Annotated in this window: 13 protein-coding genes; 7 read left to right on the top strand and 6 right to left on the bottom strand. The window is 65.7% G+C overall.

What is annotated here, in order from left to right; all coding sequences use genetic code 11:
- Nucleotides 1-34: 34 nt before the first annotated feature.
- From ACZ46S_RS07050 to carA, 5 genes are all read right to left on the bottom strand, one after another.
- Nucleotides 35-1,231: a threonine ammonia-lyase gene (locus ACZ46S_RS07050; RefSeq protein WP_464063909.1), complete on the bottom strand. Its 1,197-nt coding sequence runs from the start codon at nucleotides 1,229-1,231 to the stop codon at nucleotides 35-37.
- Nucleotide 1,232: 1 nt separating this feature from the next.
- Nucleotides 1,233-1,706: a transcription elongation factor GreA gene (gene greA, locus ACZ46S_RS07045; RefSeq protein WP_295739823.1), complete on the bottom strand. Its 474-nt coding sequence runs from the start codon at nucleotides 1,704-1,706 to the stop codon at nucleotides 1,233-1,235.
- 82 nt (nucleotides 1,707-1,788) lie between these two features.
- A complete protein-coding gene (gene carB, locus ACZ46S_RS07040; protein WP_464063908.1) occupies nucleotides 1,789-5,031 on the bottom strand; it encodes a carbamoyl-phosphate synthase large subunit in 3,243 nt (1,080 codons plus the stop codon).
- A 14-nt stretch (nucleotides 5,032-5,045) separates the two neighbouring features.
- A complete protein-coding gene (locus tag ACZ46S_RS07035) occupies nucleotides 5,046-6,245 on the bottom strand; it encodes an ATP-binding protein (protein WP_464063907.1) in 1,200 nt (399 codons plus the stop codon).
- A gap of 67 nt (nucleotides 6,246-6,312) precedes the next feature.
- Nucleotides 6,313-7,641 (bottom strand): glutamine-hydrolyzing carbamoyl-phosphate synthase small subunit, encoded by a 1,329-nt coding sequence (carA, locus tag ACZ46S_RS07030; protein ID WP_464063906.1) that lies wholly within the window; start codon nucleotides 7,639-7,641, stop codon nucleotides 6,313-6,315.
- Between the two features lie 91 nt (nucleotides 7,642-7,732).
- Between carA and ACZ46S_RS07025 the strand changes: the two genes are divergently transcribed.
- The 7 genes from ACZ46S_RS07025 to moaA all read left to right on the top strand — a co-directional run bounded on the left by ACZ46S_RS07025 (nucleotide 7,733) and on the right by moaA (nucleotide 14,511).
- Nucleotides 7,733-8,191, top strand: a complete 459-nt coding sequence (locus tag ACZ46S_RS07025; protein WP_464063905.1) for a GatB/YqeY domain-containing protein — start codon at nucleotides 7,733-7,735, stop codon at nucleotides 8,189-8,191.
- The gene (dnaG, locus tag ACZ46S_RS07020; RefSeq protein ID WP_464063904.1) at nucleotides 8,192-10,021 is read left to right on the top strand and encodes a DNA primase; all 1,830 of its coding nucleotides are present in this window, start codon (nucleotides 8,192-8,194) and stop codon (nucleotides 10,019-10,021) included.
- Nucleotides 10,022-10,100: 79 nt separating this feature from the next.
- The gene (gene rpoD / locus ACZ46S_RS07015; RefSeq protein ID WP_295739808.1) at nucleotides 10,101-12,011 is read left to right on the top strand and encodes an RNA polymerase sigma factor RpoD; all 1,911 of its coding nucleotides are present in this window, start codon (nucleotides 10,101-10,103) and stop codon (nucleotides 12,009-12,011) included.
- Nucleotides 12,012-12,111: 100 nt separating this feature from the next.
- Complete coding sequence (locus tag ACZ46S_RS07010) at nucleotides 12,112-12,708, top strand: GNAT family N-acetyltransferase (protein WP_464063903.1); 597 nt, start codon at nucleotides 12,112-12,114, stop codon at nucleotides 12,706-12,708.
- Entirely contained in the window at nucleotides 12,708-13,340 is a 633-nt protein-coding gene (locus tag ACZ46S_RS07005) for an RluA family pseudouridine synthase (protein ID WP_464063902.1), read from the top strand. Before ACZ46S_RS07010 ends, ACZ46S_RS07005 begins: the two co-directional genes overlap by 1 nt.
- Nucleotides 13,327-13,503 (top strand): DUF3553 domain-containing protein, encoded by a 177-nt coding sequence (locus ACZ46S_RS07000; protein ID WP_464063901.1) that lies wholly within the window; start codon nucleotides 13,327-13,329, stop codon nucleotides 13,501-13,503. The genes ACZ46S_RS07005 and ACZ46S_RS07000 overlap by 14 nt, the downstream gene beginning before the upstream one ends.
- A gap of 36 nt (nucleotides 13,504-13,539) precedes the next feature.
- Nucleotides 13,540-14,511, top strand: coding sequence for a GTP 3',8-cyclase MoaA (gene moaA, locus ACZ46S_RS06995; RefSeq protein WP_464063900.1), 972 nt, complete (start codon nucleotides 13,540-13,542; stop codon nucleotides 14,509-14,511).
- 90 nt (nucleotides 14,512-14,601) lie between these two features.
- Here moaA and ACZ46S_RS06990 read toward each other — a convergent pair whose 3' ends face one another.
- Nucleotides 14,602-15,246 (bottom strand): TetR/AcrR family transcriptional regulator, encoded by a 645-nt coding sequence (locus tag ACZ46S_RS06990; protein ID WP_464063899.1) that lies wholly within the window; start codon nucleotides 15,244-15,246, stop codon nucleotides 14,602-14,604.
- Nucleotides 15,247-15,261: the final 15 nt, after the last annotated feature.

The following is a 15,261-nucleotide window of genomic DNA, read 5'->3' as shown; positions in this document are numbered from 1 at the left end:
TGCAGAGCCCCCGCCGGCATCGTGATATTATCTGTTACAGCCGCCGCAGCACGAACAGCTCCGCCAGCGACGCCTCGATCGCCTCGCCATGCGCCGCGTCCCGCGCCTCGATCATCACTTCCAGCTGCGCATCCTGCACCGAAGGGCTGGAGAACAGGCGGTGATGCGCGACTTCCAGGATATTCCCGCCGAGATCGCCGATGCGGCGCGAGACCTCGGCCAGCATGCCGGGCCGGTCCGGCATCTCCAGCACCAGGCGCAGCAGCCGGCCATCGCGCAGCAGGCAGCGCATCAGCGTGTTGGCCAGGATGCGCGGGTCGATATTCGCGCCGCAGATCGAGATGCCGACCTTCTTGCCGCGGAAATGCTCGGGGAAGCTCATCACCGCGGCGAGGCCGACGGCGCCCGCCCCTTCGGTGACCTGCTTGGCGTTTTCCGCGAAACTGTCGATGGCGCTCTCCACCGCATGTTCGGAGACGACCAGCACCGGCACCTGCAGCGCCTTCAGCACCGCCAGCGGGCGTTGGCCGATATCGCGCACGGCGATGCCCTCGGCGATGGTCGGGCCGCCAACCTTGATCTCCTGGCCCGCCAGCGCCTGGGCGAAGGCGGCGTAATGCTCGACTTCGACGCCGTAGACCTGGCATTCAGGGCGCAGATGCCGGGCGACGGTGACGGAGCCGGCGACCAGTCCGCCGCCGCCGGTGGCGACGACGATGGCGTCCAGATCCGGCACGTCCTGCAGCATTTCCAGCGCCATGGTGCCCTGGCCAGCCATCACCGCGGGGTCGTCATAGGGGTGGATGAAGAACAGCCCCTCTTCGGCTTCCAGCCGGCGCGCCTCGGCGGCGGCTTCGGCCAGATTTTCCCCGTGCAGCACCACATGCGCGCCCCAGCTGGCGGTGCGGGTGACCTTGGTGGCCGGGGTGTGGCGGGGCATCACGATGGTGGCCTTGATGCCGGCCAGGGCCGCGTGGCGGGCCACCGCCTGGGCATGGTTGCCGGCCGACATCGCCACCACGCCGCGCTGGCGCTCCGCCTCGGTGAGCAGCGCGATGCGGTTGGCGGCGCCGCGCTCCTTGAAGGCGCCGGTGGCCTGCAGATGGTCCAGCTTCACATACAACTCCGCCCCGGTCAGGCGGGAGAGCCCATCCATGCGCAGGAAGGGCGAGCGCAGCACCGCCCCCTGGATCCGCGCGGCGGCGGCCAGGACATCGTCGTACGTGATCATCTCAGACGTAGCTGATTTTCAGGATTTCGTAGGAGCGGTCGCCGCCCGGGGCGGGCACCGCCACGGTGTCGCCGACGCGCTTGGAAATCAACGCTTTCGCCAGCGGCGAGGTGACGGAGAGGCGGGCCTGCTTGATATCGGCCTCATGCACGCCGACGATCTGGTAGGACACCTCGGCATCGGTATCCTCATCCACCAGCAGGATGGTGGCGCCGAATTTCACGGTGTCGCCGGAGAGCGCGGTCGGGTCGATCACTTCGGCGGCGGAGGTGATCTCCTCCAGCTCGGCGATGCGGCCTTCGATGAAGGATTGGCGCTCGCGCGCGGCGTGATATTCGGCGTTCTCGGAGAGGTCGCCATGGGCGCGCGCCTCGGCGATGGCGCGGATGATCGCTGGACGCTCAACGGCCTTCAGGTTCCGCAATTCGTCTTCGAGGGCCACGAGCCCGCTCGCGGTCATGGGAAATTTCTGCACTGCATCTCCTCAGGGGCCCAAAGGCCCCCGGGTGGTTAGAGGTCAAGAAAATGGTCGCCGGCGGTCTCCCGCCGGCGGGCCATCAGAAGGATTGGGGAAAGTACGACTGAAGCGGCGCAACTTCAAGAGTGCCGCCGATCAGGGCGGCGATGGCATGCGCCGCCGCCCGCGCGCCGGCGATGGTGGTGAAGTTGGGCACGCCATGGGTCAGGGCGGAGCGGCGGATATCGAAGCTGTCCGCCACCGATTGCGCGCCGGAGGCGGTGTTGATGATCAGCTGTACATCGCCGGAGAGGATGGCATCCACGCAATGCGGGCGGCCTTCCAGCACCTTGTTCACCCTCTTCACCGGAATCCCGGCCTCGGTGAGCACCTTGGCGGTGCCGCCGGTGGCGAGCAGGGTGAAGCCCAGCTCCGTCAGGCGGCGGGCCACCGGCAGGAAGGCGGGTTTGTCGACATCCTTGACCGAGACGAAGGCGGTGCCGGAAAGCGGCAGCTTCACCCCGGCGCCGAGCTGCGCCTTGGCGAAGGCGCGGGCGAAATTGGTGTCCAGCCCCATCACCTCGCCGGTGGATTTCATCTCCGGCCCGAGCAGCGTGTCGATATTCGGGAAGCGGGCGAAGGGGAACACCGCCTCCTTCACCGCGACATGGCGCGGCTGCACGCTGTCATCCAGCTTGAAGCTGGAAAGCTTTTCACCCGCCATCACCAGCGCGCCGATTTTCGCCACCGGCACGCCGGTCGCCTTGGCGACGAAGGGCACGGTGCGCGAGGCGCGGGGGTTTACTTCCAGCACATAGATCGTGTCGTTCTGGATGGCGTATTGCACGTTCATCAGCCCGACCACGTTCAGCGCCTTCGCCAGCGCCACCGTCTCCGCCCGCAGCTCGGCGACGATGGCCGGCGAGAGCGAGTAGGGCGGCAGCGAGCAGGCGGAATCGCCGGAATGAATGCCGGCTTCCTCGATATGCTCCATCACCCCGGCCACATAAACATCCGTGCCGTCGCAGATGCAGTCCACATCCACTTCCAGCGCCTCGTTCAGATAGCGGTCGATCAGCACCGGGTTCTCGCCGGAGGCGCGCACGGCCTCGCGCATATAGCGGTCCAGGCCGGAGCGGTCATAGACGATTTCCATCGCCCGGCCGCCCAGCACGTAAGAGGGGCGGATGATGACCGGATAGCCGATGCGCTCGGCAATGGCTTCGGCCTGCTCGGTGGAGCGGGCGATGCCGTTATCCGGCTGGCGCAGCCCGAGCTTCTTCAGCAGCTCCTGGAAGCGCTCGCGGTCCTCGGCCAGATCGATCGCATCGGCCGAGGTGCCCAGGAGCGGGATGCCGGCGGCTTCCAGCGAGAGCGAGAGTTTCAGCGGGGTCTGGCCGCCATATTGCACGATGCAGCCCAGGAGCGTGCCCTTCTCCTGCTCCTTGCGCAGCAGCGAGATCACGTCCTCGGCGAAGAGCGGCTCGAAATAGAGCCGGTCGGAGGTGTCGTAATCGGTGGAGACGGTCTCCGGGTTGCAATTGACCATGATCGTCTCATAGCCGGCCTCGCGCAAAGCATAGGCGGCGTGGACGCAGCAATAATCGAACTCGATGCCCTGGCCGATGCGGTTCGGCCCGCCGCCGAGGATCACCACCTTGCGCTTGTCCGAGACATCCGCCTCGTCCAGCGGCGTGCCGTAGCTGCCCTCATAGGTGGAGTACATATAGGAGGTGGCGGAGGCGAATTCGCCGGCGCAGGTATCGATGCGCTTATAGGCCGGGGTGACGCCAAGCTTCAGCCGCGCCGCGGCGACGGCGGCCTCCTTCTGGCCGGAAAGCTGGGCCAGGCGCTTATCGGCAAAGCCCATCGCCTTCAGGCGGCGGAAGCCGAACGCATCCTTGGGCAGGCCATTGGCCTTCACCTCGGTCTCGGCGGCGATGATGCCCTGCATCTGCTCCAGGAACCAGGGGTCGAACTTGGTGGCGGCGTTGACGTCTTCCAGGCTCATCCCGGCGCGCAGCGCTTGCGCCGCGACCAGCAGGCGGTCCGGGCGCGGGGTGGAGAGGGCGGCGCGGAAGGCATCCATGCCGCCATCGCCGGGGGCGGCCATCTCATCCAGCCCGGAGAGCCCGGTTTCCAGCGAGCGCAGGCCCTTCTGCAGCGCCTCTTGGAAGTTACGCCCAATCGCCATCGCCTCGCCGACCGACTTCATCGAGGTGGAGAGCAGCGCCGGGGTGCCGGGGAATTTCTCGAAGGTGAAGCGGGGGATTTTGATGACGACATAATCGATCACCGGCTCGAAGCTGGCCGGGGTGGCCTTGGTGATGTCGTTCTGCAGCTCATCCAGCGTGTAGCCGACCGCGAGCTTGGCCGCGACCTTGGCGATGGGAAAGCCGGTGGCCTTGGAGGCGAGCGCGGAGGAGCGCGAGACGCGCGGGTTCATCTCGATGACCACCATGCGGCCATCTTCCGGGTTGATGCCGAACTGCACGTTGGAGCCGCCGGTCTCGACGCCGATGCGGCGCAGACAGGCGATGCTCGCATCGCGCATGATCTGATATTCCTTGTCCGTCAGCGTCAGCGCCGGGGCGACGGTGACGCTGTCGCCGGTATGCACGCCCATCGGGTCGATATTCTCGATGGCGCAGATGATGATGCAGTTATCCGCCTTGTCGCGGACCACCTCCATCTCATACTCTTTCCAGCCCAGTACGGATTCCTCGACCAGCACCTCATTGGTCGGCGAGGCCTCGATGCCGCCCATGCAGATTTCGAAGAATTCCTCGCGGTTATAGGCGATGCCGCCGCCAGTGCCGCCCAGCGTGAAGGAGGGGCGGATGACCGCCGGCAGCCCGACCTGCTCAAGTGCGGCCGCGGCTTCCTCGCGATTATGGGCGATGGCGGATTTCGGGCCCATGACGCCGATTTCGGCCATGGCGTCGCGGAATTTCAGACGATCCTCGGCGCGGTCGATCACCTCGGCATTGGCGCCGATCAGCTCCACCCCCAGACGCTCCAGCGCGCCGGACTTGGCCAGCGCCATCGCCGTGTTCAACGCGGTCTGCCCGCCCATGGTCGGCAGCAGCGCGTCAGGCTTCTCCTTGGCGATGATTTTTTCCACCATCTCCGGGGTGATCGGCTCGATATAGGTGGCGTCCGCCAGTGACGGATCGGTCATGATCGTCGCCGGGTTGGAGTTCACCAGGATCACCCGGTAGCCTTCCTCGCGCAGCGCCTTGCAGGCCTGGGCGCCGGAATAATCGAACTCGCAGGCCTGGCCGATGACGATCGGCCCGGCGCCGATGATCATGATGGACTTGATGTCTGTGCGTTTGGGCATGTTCTGGCTCCAGGTCAGGCAGCGGGGGAGTTGAGGGGAGCGCGCTTCATCGCGCGCTGCATGAATTCGTCAAAAAGCGGTACGGTGAAGGCGATGTCGCCATGGGCGGGGGCGTAGATCATACCCTTGCCGATCAGCCCGTCGCGCAGCGGGGCGAGGGCGGGGGATTTTTTCTCCAGCCTGGCCGCCACCTCGCCGGAGCGGTGCGGGCCGGGGCCGAGCTCGGCCATGGCGCGCAGATAGTTTTTCTCGCGCGGGGTCAGGCGGTCGAAGCGGACCCGGAAAAACCCCTCATCAAGGCGGCGCAGCGCGATGTCGCTGGCGGTTTGCGCGTCGGCAAGGCCGATCCGCGGGGCGGGGGCGCTGTTCCAGCAATGATAGCCCCATTCCTGCACGAAGAACGGATAGCCGCGGGTTTGCTGATAGATCAGCCCCAGAGCCGCCTCGTCGAAATAGACCGCCTCGGCGGCGGCGGGCTTGGCCAGCGCCTCAATCGCTTCCAGCGGGCTCAGCGCGCCGATCTCGGGAAAGTCAAACAGCCGCTCGGCATAGGATTTGGAATGGCCGAACAGGGCGGTGACCTGCGGCAACCCGGCGGCGAACAAGGCCACCGGCAGGCGCTCCTGCGCCACCCGGTGCAGCGCCATGATCAAGGCGGAGAGCTCGGCCGGCTTGAAATACTGAATTTCGTCGATGAACAGCGCCAGGGCGCTGTTGCGCGCGGCGGCGGCCTCGCCGAGGGCGGCGATCAGCTCAGGCAGATCCGCCTCCAGATCCCCGCTATCGGCCGCACCGGTCTCGGGATCGATATCCAGCGTGACCTCGACCTCGCCGATCTTGGTTTTCCAGCCCGTCATGAAGCTTTTCAGCACCCGCAGGGCACGCTTGACCGTGGCGCTCAGCGCCTCGGCCCGGTCCAGATCCAGCAGCACCCGGCGCAGATGCGGGATCAGCAGCGCCGGCAGGCTCTTGCCTTCATGCGCTTCCACCAGGCAGGTGCGTAGCCCCTGCGCCTGGGCGCGGCGGCGGATTTCGTTGAGCAGCACCGTCTTGCCGACGCCGCGCAGCCCGACCAGCACAAGCCCTTTTTCAGTACGCCCATTCTGCACCCGGCCCAATGCCTGGGCGGCGCGCGCCAGCAAAGCCTCGCGCCCGCTCAATTCAGGCGGGGGCGTGCCGGCTCCGGGGGCGAAAGGGTTGCGCAAAGGGTCCATGAGGGGGTTATAGACGAGTTACTAATTTATACGGATTAAATCGTATAAATTAGTAAACTCCCTATATTCAGCCCATCAGCTCGACGAAGCGGGTGAAGAGATACGCGCTGTCGCTTGGGCCCGGGCTGGCTTCCGGGTGATACTGCACCGAAAACACTTTCTTTGCCGGGGCGGCGATGCCTTCGTTGGAGCCGTCGAACAGCGAGACATGGGTGACCTCCACACCTTCGGGCAGGCTCTTCTCATCCACCGCGAAGCCGTGATTCTGCGAGGTGATCTCCACCTTGCCCGTCGTCAGATCCTTCACCGGCTGGTTGGCGCCGCGATGGCCGCGCTCCAGCTTGTAGGTCTTGCCGCCGAGCGCGGTGGCCAGCAGCTGGTGGCCGAGGCAGATGCCGAAAATCGGCACGCCGGCTTGCATCACACCCTGGATCGCCGGCACCGCGTAAGCGGCGGTGGCCGCCGGATCGCCAGGGCCGTTGGAAAGGAACACGCCATCCGGCTGGTGGCGCAGAATATCCTCGGCGGTGGCGGTGGCGGGCACCACTGTCACCTGGCAGCCGGCGGAGGCCAGAGAGCGCAGGATGTTGCGCTTGGCGCCGTAATCCACGGCCACGACCTTCTTGCCGCCCTTGGTCTCGGCGAAGCCGTTGGCCCAGCCCCAGGTGCCGCCGGTCCATTCATAGGACTGGGTGCAGGAGACCTCCTTGGCCAGATCGAGCCCTTCCAGCCCGGCCCAGCCCGCCGCCTGCGCGGCCAGGGCCTTGAGGTCGAACTTGCCATCCTCCGGATAGGAGAGAACGGCATTCGGCGCGCCCAGATCGCGGATGCGCAGGGTCAGCGCGCGGGTATCCACGCCGGCGATGCCGGCGATGCCCTGGGCTTTCAGCCAGGCGCCGAGCGGGGCGGTGGAGCGGTAATTGGAAGGCGAGGTGACATCTTCCTTGGTCACCATGCCGCGCGCGAAAATCTGCGTCGCTTCCATATCCTCGGCATTGGTGCCGACATTGCCGATATGCGGGAAGGTGAAGGTGACAATCTGCCCGGCGAAGGAAGGGTCGGTCATCGTCTCCTGATAGCCGGTGAGGCCGGTGGAGAAGCAAAGCTCCGAGGGGGCGCTGGTGGTCTGCGCGCCGAAGCCGCGGCCCCAGAATACCGTTCCATCCGCCAGCACCAGGGCGGCGGTGGCGCCGGGCGGGACCTCGGTGCTCTCGGGCGCGGCCGAAAGCTCTTCCCAGGTGAGCCCGGTTGCCGCCATAATGGCGGGCCAATGGCGCGGCGGGATGGCGTTGCTGCTGCGCCATTTGCGCACGGCTTCGGGGGAGACGCCGGTGAGCGTGGCCGCGGCGTCGCTGCCGCCGAGGCGGCGCAGGATTTCATCGAGGGAGATTGCCATGGCAGCCTCTCTAGCGGAATTTTGCTCCGATCTCAATTATGGAATAGGACGGGCCGGAAATTTTTTCCGGACCAGCAAGTGAGGGTATGAAATGGCTATTCGCGAAGATCTGACCGCCGCGGTGAAGGCGTCCATGCTGGCGCGCAATGCGGAGCGCACCTCGGCGCTGCGCATGATCCAGGCCAAGCTGAAGGATACCGACATCGCCGCCCGGCCGAAAGGCGTGGAGCAGATCCCGGACGATGAAATCCAGGCCATGCTGCGCTCGATGATCAAATCCCGCCGGGATTCGGTGGCGCTGTATCGCCAGGGCGGCCGCGAGGAGCTGGCGGCGAAGGAAGAGGCCGAAATCGCGGTGATCTCCGAATTCCTGCCGCAGACGCTGGAAGGCGACGCCCTGAACGCCGCCATCGCCGAGGCGATCGCCGCCACCGGGGCCAGCTCGCCCAAGGATATGGGCAAGGTTGTCGGCGCGCTGAAGGCCAAGCATGGCGCGGCCTTGGACATGGGTGTGGCCTCGCAGGCGGTGAAGGCGGCTTTGGCCGGCTAAATGGCGCTCCCGGCGAATTTCCTCGACGAGCTGAGGGCCCGGCTGCCGATCGCGACCGTGATCGGCAAATCGGTCAAGCTCAGCCGCTCCGGGCGCGAGCGCAAAGGCTGCTGCCCGTTTCATGGGGAAAAGACGCCGTCTTTCTACGTCTATGACGACCATTTCCATTGCTTTGGCTGCGGCGAGCATGGGGATGTCATTACCTTCGTGATGAAGAGCACCGGCGCCTCCTTCATGGAGGCGGTGGAGGATCTGGCTGCTCAGTCCGGGCTGGAAGTCCCCAAGCAAAGCCCGCAGGCGGCCCAGGCGGAGGCCAGGCGTTCCAGCCTGTCTGAGGTGCTGGAAGCGGCCTGTAAGGAATATCAGCTCTGGCTCTGGGGCCAGGAGGGGCGGGCGGCTCTGGCCTATCTGCGCGGGCGCGGCCTGTCGGACGACACCATACGCCGCTTCCAGCTCGGCTTCTCCGGCGAGGGCAGGGGGCAGCTTGCCACCGCCTTGCGCGGCCAGAACATCAAGCCGGACCAGCTGATCGAGGCCGGGCTGATGAAGCAAGGCGAGCGCGGCCCCACGGATATGTATTTCGGCCGGGTGATGTTCCCGATCCGCGACCGGCGCGGGGCGCTGATCTCCTTTGGCGGGCGGATCATGGGCGAGGGTCAGCCGAAATATGTGAACGGGCCGGAGACGGCTTTGTTCTCCAAGCGCCGCTCGCTCTACGGGCTCAACCTGGCGCGCGAGGCGGTGCGCAAGGGCGCGGCCTTGATCGTGGTCGAGGGCTATATGGATGTCATCGCCCTGGCCCAGGCCGGGTTTGGCGGGGCGGTGGCCCCGCTCGGCACGGCGTTGACCGAGGAGCATCTGGAGGAAATCTGGCGCCTCTCCCCGGCCCCGGTGCTGTGTTTCGATGGCGATGCCGCCGGCCAGCGCGCCGCGTTGAAGACCGCCGAGCTGGCGCTGAGCCAGCTCACACCCGACAAGACGTTGAAATTGCTGCGCCTGCCGGCCAAGGACGATCCTGACAGTCTGATCAAGCGCGGCGGCCGTGCCGTGTTCGAGGCGGAGCTGGGCAAGGCGCAGCCGCTCTCGGCCGTGCTGTTCGACATGCTGAAGGCCGGGCAGGATCTGGCGACACCTGAAGGCCGCACCCGCTTTCGCCAGCGTCTGCTGGGGGCGGCCAATAGCATTCCGGATAAATTCCTGGCCGAGGAATATCGCAACGCGTTGAAAGACGCGTTTTTCGCCGCCACCCGCCGCGCCCCGGCGCCGCGCTTCCAGCCTGGCGGCTTTGGCAAGGGCGGGCGCTTCGCGCCAGCGCCGCCGCCGGTGAAAATCCCACCCCGGGCCGCCCCGGACGCGGAGGCCGCCAATGCCAGGCGGGCGCGGCTGATGCTGGCCATTCTGCTGGCGCACCCGGCCTTGCTGCCGGAGTTCGAGGAGCCGTTCTCGAATATCGCCTTGCCGGCGGAGGACGAGCCCTTCCGGGAGGCGCTGCACGCCTATGTGCTCTCCGGCAAAACCCTTGACACCGAATCGCTTCTCACCCATCTCCGGAAGCTCGGCCTTGATGCGCGCGCCGCCGAACTGGCGGCGCTGGCCAAGGCCGAATTGAGCCTCATCAAGGGTGCAAGCCCGGCGGAAGCCGGACGAAGTTGGTGGAGTTTGTACGAATTGATGGATTTCAGCATCGACTCGTTGCGTCGGCAGCGTGACGAAGCCCAGGCCTTCTGGCTGGCCCATCCTGACGACCAGAGTGCAAGCGACCGCTTCATACGCTATGTGCAGCTGCTGGACCGCGCCCGCACGGGGGCGGCCGGGGCTGAAGAAATCTGACCCATTCTGGGCGCGCATGTTGCCTAGTAAATGACTTGTAAAATATACGAGCCGCTTAGACCGGAGACCTGACCTGACCATGGCCACCAAGCCGACCGCCACCACGGAAAATGCCGCCCCCGAGGCAGAGGCGGATGCCAATGTGCTCGACACCCAGTCCGGTGCCGTCAAACGCCTGATCGCCAAGGGCAAGGAGCGCGGCTACATCACCTTTGATGAGCTGAACGCGGTCCTGCCGGCGGAGCAGAACAGCTCCGAGCAGATCGAAGACATCATGGCGATGCTCAATGAAATGGGCATCCAGGTGGTTGAGTCCGAGGAAAGCGAGGAGGCGGAGACCGCCGCCGCGCCCAAGGACGAGATGGACAGCGACGACGAGCCGTCCGGCAATATCTCCGAGGCCTCGGTCAGCCGCACCGACGATCCGGTGCGCATGTATCTGCGCGAGATGGGCACGGTGGAGCTGCTCTCGCGCGAAGGCGAAATCGCTATCGCCAAGCGCATCGAGGCCGGGCGGGACATGATGATCCGCGGGCTCTGCGAGAGCCCGCTGACCTTCCGCGCCATCATCGCCTGGCATGAGGCGCTGAATAATGGCCGGGTGCTGCTGCGCGACGTGATCGATCTGGAAGCCATGCAGGCCGGCGCCGAGCCGGGCGAGGCGGCCGAGAATTTCGACGCCAATGAGGAGATCGACGAGGACGAGGAGGGCGAGGGTGCCGGCATGTCCCTCTCCGCCCTGGAAGAGAAGCTCAAGCCCGAGATTTTCCAGAATTTCGACGAGATCGAGAAGCTCTACGACAAGCTCTCGAAGATGCAGACCAAGCGCATCGAGAACCTGACCGCCGGCGGGGATGTGAATGCCCGCAACGAGAAGGCCTATGAGAAGCTGCGCGACGAGCTGGTCGCCAAGGTCGAGCAGGTGCGGTTGCATAATAACCGCACCGAGGAGCTGGTGGCGCAGCTGAAGGTGCTGAACCAGCGCCTGAACGGGCTGGAAGGCCAGCTTCTGCGCCTGGCCGAGAGCACCAAGGTGCCGCGCGACGAGTTCCTGGCACATTATCGCGGCCGGGAGATGGATCCGGGCTGGGTTGAGGCGGTGGCGGAGCTGCCTGGCAAGGGCTGGAAAGAGTTCGCCAAGAAGCATGGCGCGCAGGCGAATGAGCTGCGCGCGCAGATCGGCCGCGTGGCCGCCGAGGCCGGCTTGCCGATCGAGGAATTCCGCCGGGTCTACACCACGGTGTCGCGTGGCGAGCGCGACAGCACGCGCGCCAAGAAAGAGATGATCGAGGCCAATCTGCGCCTGGTGATCTCGATTGCGAAGAAATACACCAATCGCGGCCTGCAATTCCTGGATCTGATCCAGGAGGGCAATATCGGGCTGATGAAGGCGGTGGATAAATTCGAATATCGCCGTGGCTACAAATTCTCCACCTACGCCACCTGGTGGATCCGCCAGGCGATCACCCGCTCCATCGCCGATCAGGCCCGCACCATCCGGATTCCGGTGCATATGATCGAGACGATCAACAAGCTGGTGCGCACCAGCCGGCAGATGCTGCACGAGATTGGCCGCGAGCCGACCCCGGAGGAGCTGGCCGAGAAGCTCGGCATGCCGCTGGAGAAGGTGCGCAAGGTGCTGAAGATCGCCAAGGAGCCGATCTCGCTGGAAACCCCGATCGGCGACGAGGAAGACAGCCATCTGGGCGATTTCATCGAGGACAAGGCGGCGATCATCCCGCTGGATGCGGCGGTGCAGGCCAATCTGCGCGAAGCTGCTACCCGCGTGCTATCGTCCCTGACGCCGCGTGAGGAGCGCGTGCTGCGCATGCGTTTTGGCATCGGCATGAATACCGACCACACGCTGGAAGAGGTCGGCCAGCAATTCAACGTGACCCGTGAGCGTATCCGTCAGATCGAGGCGAAGGCGCTGCGCAAGCTCAAGCATCCGAGCCGCTCGCGCAAGCTGCGCAGCTTCCTGGACGATTAAAAAGTTTTTGGTGCAGCTTTTTTCAAAAAGCTGCAAAAACGCCGGGGCGGAGGCAAGAGCGCGCCACGCCCCCGGCCCCCAAAAACCATGAGGGAACGCCATGCCCGAGATCCTGGATTACGCAAAGCCGGCCCCGGGTGAGGCGACCGAGCGCGCTCATGTCACCGTCATCTTCCTGCGAATGATGGCCCGGCCGACGCGGCCAAGCGTGGTGCTGCCGGAGGGTGTCACCGTCACCCGCGAGCGGCTGGATCTGGCGAGCTACCGGGCTTTGTACGAGGAAATCGGCGCGCCCTGGCTCTGGTGGCTGCGCCGGGTGATGCCGGATGCGATGTTGGAGCGCCATCTCGCCGCCAGCACGCTCTCGCTGCATTTGTTGCGGGTGGGAGGCGAGTTGGCCGGGTTCTATGAGCTGGATGCCGGCCATTGGCCTTATATCAACCTGAATTATTTCGGGCTGCGGCGGGACTTTATCGGCCGCGGGCTGGGCCGGCCATTTCTGGACCATGCCGTGGATGCGGTGTTCGAGGGCGCCACCGCCTTGCGCGGCATGACGGTGAATACCTGCAATGCCGACCACCCCCGCGCGCTGCCGAATTATCTGGCGGCGGGGTTCCGGGAATATCGGCGGGGCGATGAGGTGTGGGATATTCCCACCCGGCTCGGCTTCACCATTCCAGAGCATCTGCGCCGCTGATGGAGTTGCTGTTTCAGGATAACCGGGCGCTGGTGGTGAACAAGCCGGCCGGGCTGCCGGTCTATCCCGGACGGACGGGCGGGGCGTCGGTTGAGGATCACTTCCCGGCCTGGCGCCGGGGCAATACCGGGCCGTGGCTGGCGCATCGGCTGGACCAGGATACGGCGGGCTGCCTGCTGGTGGCGCGCGGCAAGCAGTTTCTGCTGGCGGCGCAGGCGGCCTTGGCGGCGGGCGAGGCGCTGAAGCTCTATTGGGGTGTTCTGTCCTCGGTGCCGGCGCAGGATTCCGGTGAGATCGACGCGCCGTTGCTGAAGGAAACCCAGGACCGGCGTTGGCGCATGGTGGTCTCGCCCGAAGGCGCCGCGGCCCGCACCGGCTGGCGGGTGCTGGGCACGCATGCAGGGCGGGCTTTGGTCGAGTTCACTTTGCATACCGGCCGCACCCACCAGATCCGCGCCCATGCCGCGCATCTGGGCCATGCCGTTTCGGGCGATCCGGTCTATGGCGATGGCCAGGGCATGATGTGCCTGCTGGCGCGCCGGTTGGTGCTGCCCGGGCTGGGGGTGGAGGCCACCGCGCCGCCGCCGCCGCATATGGCGGATTTCGTGGAGGCCTGCCTTGGACCGCTCTGAATACGAGCCGGGCCAGTATGTGCGCCATCCGCAGCGCCCGGATTGGGGGCTGGGCCAGGTGCAGAGCGCCATCGGCAACCGGGTGACGGTGAATTTCGAGCATGCCGGCAAGGTGCTGGTGGATACCGACCGGGTGATCCTGGATCTCGCCGATCCGGCATGATTGCAATCGGACCGGAACAGTCCGAAATAGAGCGCCATGATCGATCCGTTCGGCCGTATTGTCTCCTATCTCCGCGTTTCGGTCACTGACCGCTGCGATTTTCGCTGCGCCTATTGCATGGCCGAGGACATGCAATTCCTGCCCAGGGATGAGCTGCTGACGCTGGAGGAAATGGAACGGCTTTGCGCCGCCTTCATCCGGCTGGGGGTGACGAAGCTACGCCTGACCGGCGGCGAGCCGCTGGTGCGGCGCAATGTGATGAGCCTGATCGAAGGCTTGGGCAGCCGGCTGGGGCAGGGGCTGGAGGAGCTGACGCTCACCACCAATGGCTCGCAACTGGCCAAGTATGCGGCCGGGTTGGCGCGGGCCGGGGTGAAGCGGATCAATGTCAGCCTGGATACGCTGGATGAGGCGAAATTCGCCCGCATCACCCGCTGGGGCCGGCTGGCGCAGGTGCTGGCCGGGCTGGAGGCGGCGCAGGCGGCCGGTCTGGCGGTGAAGATCAACATGGTGGCGCTGAAGGGCGTGAATGACGACGAGTTCGACACCATGCTGGAATGGTGCGGCCGCCAGGGCTTCGATCTCTGCCTGATCGAGACCATGCCGATGGGCGAGGTGACGCATCGGGAAGAGACGCATCTGCCGCTCGCTGCCGTGCGCCGGGATCTGGCGCAGCGCTGGAGCCTGCATGCCAGCGAGTATCAGACCGGCGGGCCGGCGCGCTATATGCGGGTGGAGGAGACCGGGCAGCGGATCGGCTTCATCACCCCGCTCAGCCATAATTTCTGCGAAGGCTGCAACCGGGTGCGGCTGACCTGCACCGGCACGCTTTATATGTGCCTGGGCCAAGAGGATGCGGTGGATCTGCGCCGGCCGCTGCGGGCCAGCGCGGATGATGCGGGGCTGATCCAGGCGATCCAGCGCGGCATCGCGGCGAAGCCGAAAGGGCATGATTTCGATATCAGCCGGGTGGCGGTGGCGCGGCATATGTCCGTCACTGGCGGCTGACGGGCTGATCTTCGGGGTGTGGCAAGGCATTTGCCGCCGACCCGAACTTTTTTCGCCGCTTTTTTGCAAAAAAGCGGCACCAAAAAACTCTTATTTTTCTTCAGCCTTGAGTGCCTGCAATCCGGCCAGAAACATCTTCACCGCCGTGCGGATGCGGGTGTTCAGCACCTTTGGCGCCGGCACGGTGCGCAGCCCGCACAATACCCCGAACACGAATTCCCCCAGTGCCATGCCGAACAGCATGCCCGACATCTCCGCCGCCATTTCCGGGCTCGCCCCTTGGGCGATCGCGATCTCGACCAGGCAGCCTTGCAGATGGGTTTTGCCCTTGCGCATCCGCCCGGCGAGGAAGCTTTGGGTGAAATCCGGATCATGGCTGAATTCGGTGATCAGCAGCCGGGTCATGGAAATCTGCACCGGGTCCAGCAGGAATTGCGCCAGCGCGGCCAGGGTGGCGCAGAGCGTGTCTTCCAGGCTGGCGCCCGGTGACGGCTCGGTGAATTGCAGCCTGGTCTGGCGTTGATGCGCTAACAGCTCGCCGAACAAATCCGCCTTGGAGGGCACCAGCGTATAGACGGTGCGCTTGGACATGCCGGCCTGGCGCGCGATGTCCGCCATGGTGGTGTTGTGATAGCCCTTGCTCAGGAAAAGCTGTTCCGCCGCCGCAATCAGCGCCTCCAGCCGGTCTGGCGAGGCGGTGGGGGGCGTTTCGGCGGGCGGCGATGCGGGACTCATGAATGAGCTATAGAG

Source organism: Acidocella aluminiidurans, assembly GCF_055383125.1.
This window is presented reverse-complemented; position numbering and strand designations above follow the sequence as displayed.

Bases quoted from the DNA above. Each gene is read 5' to 3' on its own strand.
- ACZ46S_RS07050 (WP_464063909.1), bottom strand. From the start codon at position 1,231: ATGATCACGTACGACGATGTCCTGGCCGCCGCCGCGCGGATCCAGGGG.
- carB (WP_464063908.1), bottom strand. From the start codon at position 5,031: ATGCCCAAACGCACAGACATCAAGTCCATCATGATCATCGGCGCCGGG.
- ACZ46S_RS07035 (WP_464063907.1), bottom strand. From the start codon at position 6,245: ATGGACCCTTTGCGCAACCCTTTCGCCCCCGGAGCCGGCACGCCCCCG.
- carA (WP_464063906.1), bottom strand. From the start codon at position 7,641: ATGGCAATCTCCCTCGATGAAATCCTGCGCCGCCTCGGCGGCAGCGAC.
- ACZ46S_RS07025 (WP_464063905.1), top strand. From the start codon at position 7,733: ATGGCTATTCGCGAAGATCTGACCGCCGCGGTGAAGGCGTCCATGCTG.
- dnaG (WP_464063904.1), top strand. From the start codon at position 8,192: ATGGCGCTCCCGGCGAATTTCCTCGACGAGCTGAGGGCCCGGCTGCCG.
- rpoD (WP_295739808.1), top strand. From the start codon at position 10,101: ATGGCCACCAAGCCGACCGCCACCACGGAAAATGCCGCCCCCGAGGCA.
- ACZ46S_RS07010 (WP_464063903.1), top strand. From the start codon at position 12,112: ATGCCCGAGATCCTGGATTACGCAAAGCCGGCCCCGGGTGAGGCGACC.
- ACZ46S_RS07005 (WP_464063902.1), top strand. From the start codon at position 12,708: ATGGAGTTGCTGTTTCAGGATAACCGGGCGCTGGTGGTGAACAAGCCG.
- moaA (WP_464063900.1), top strand. From the start codon at position 13,540: ATGATCGATCCGTTCGGCCGTATTGTCTCCTATCTCCGCGTTTCGGTC.
- ACZ46S_RS06990 (WP_464063899.1), bottom strand. From the start codon at position 15,246: ATGAGTCCCGCATCGCCGCCCGCCGAAACGCCCCCCACCGCCTCGCCA.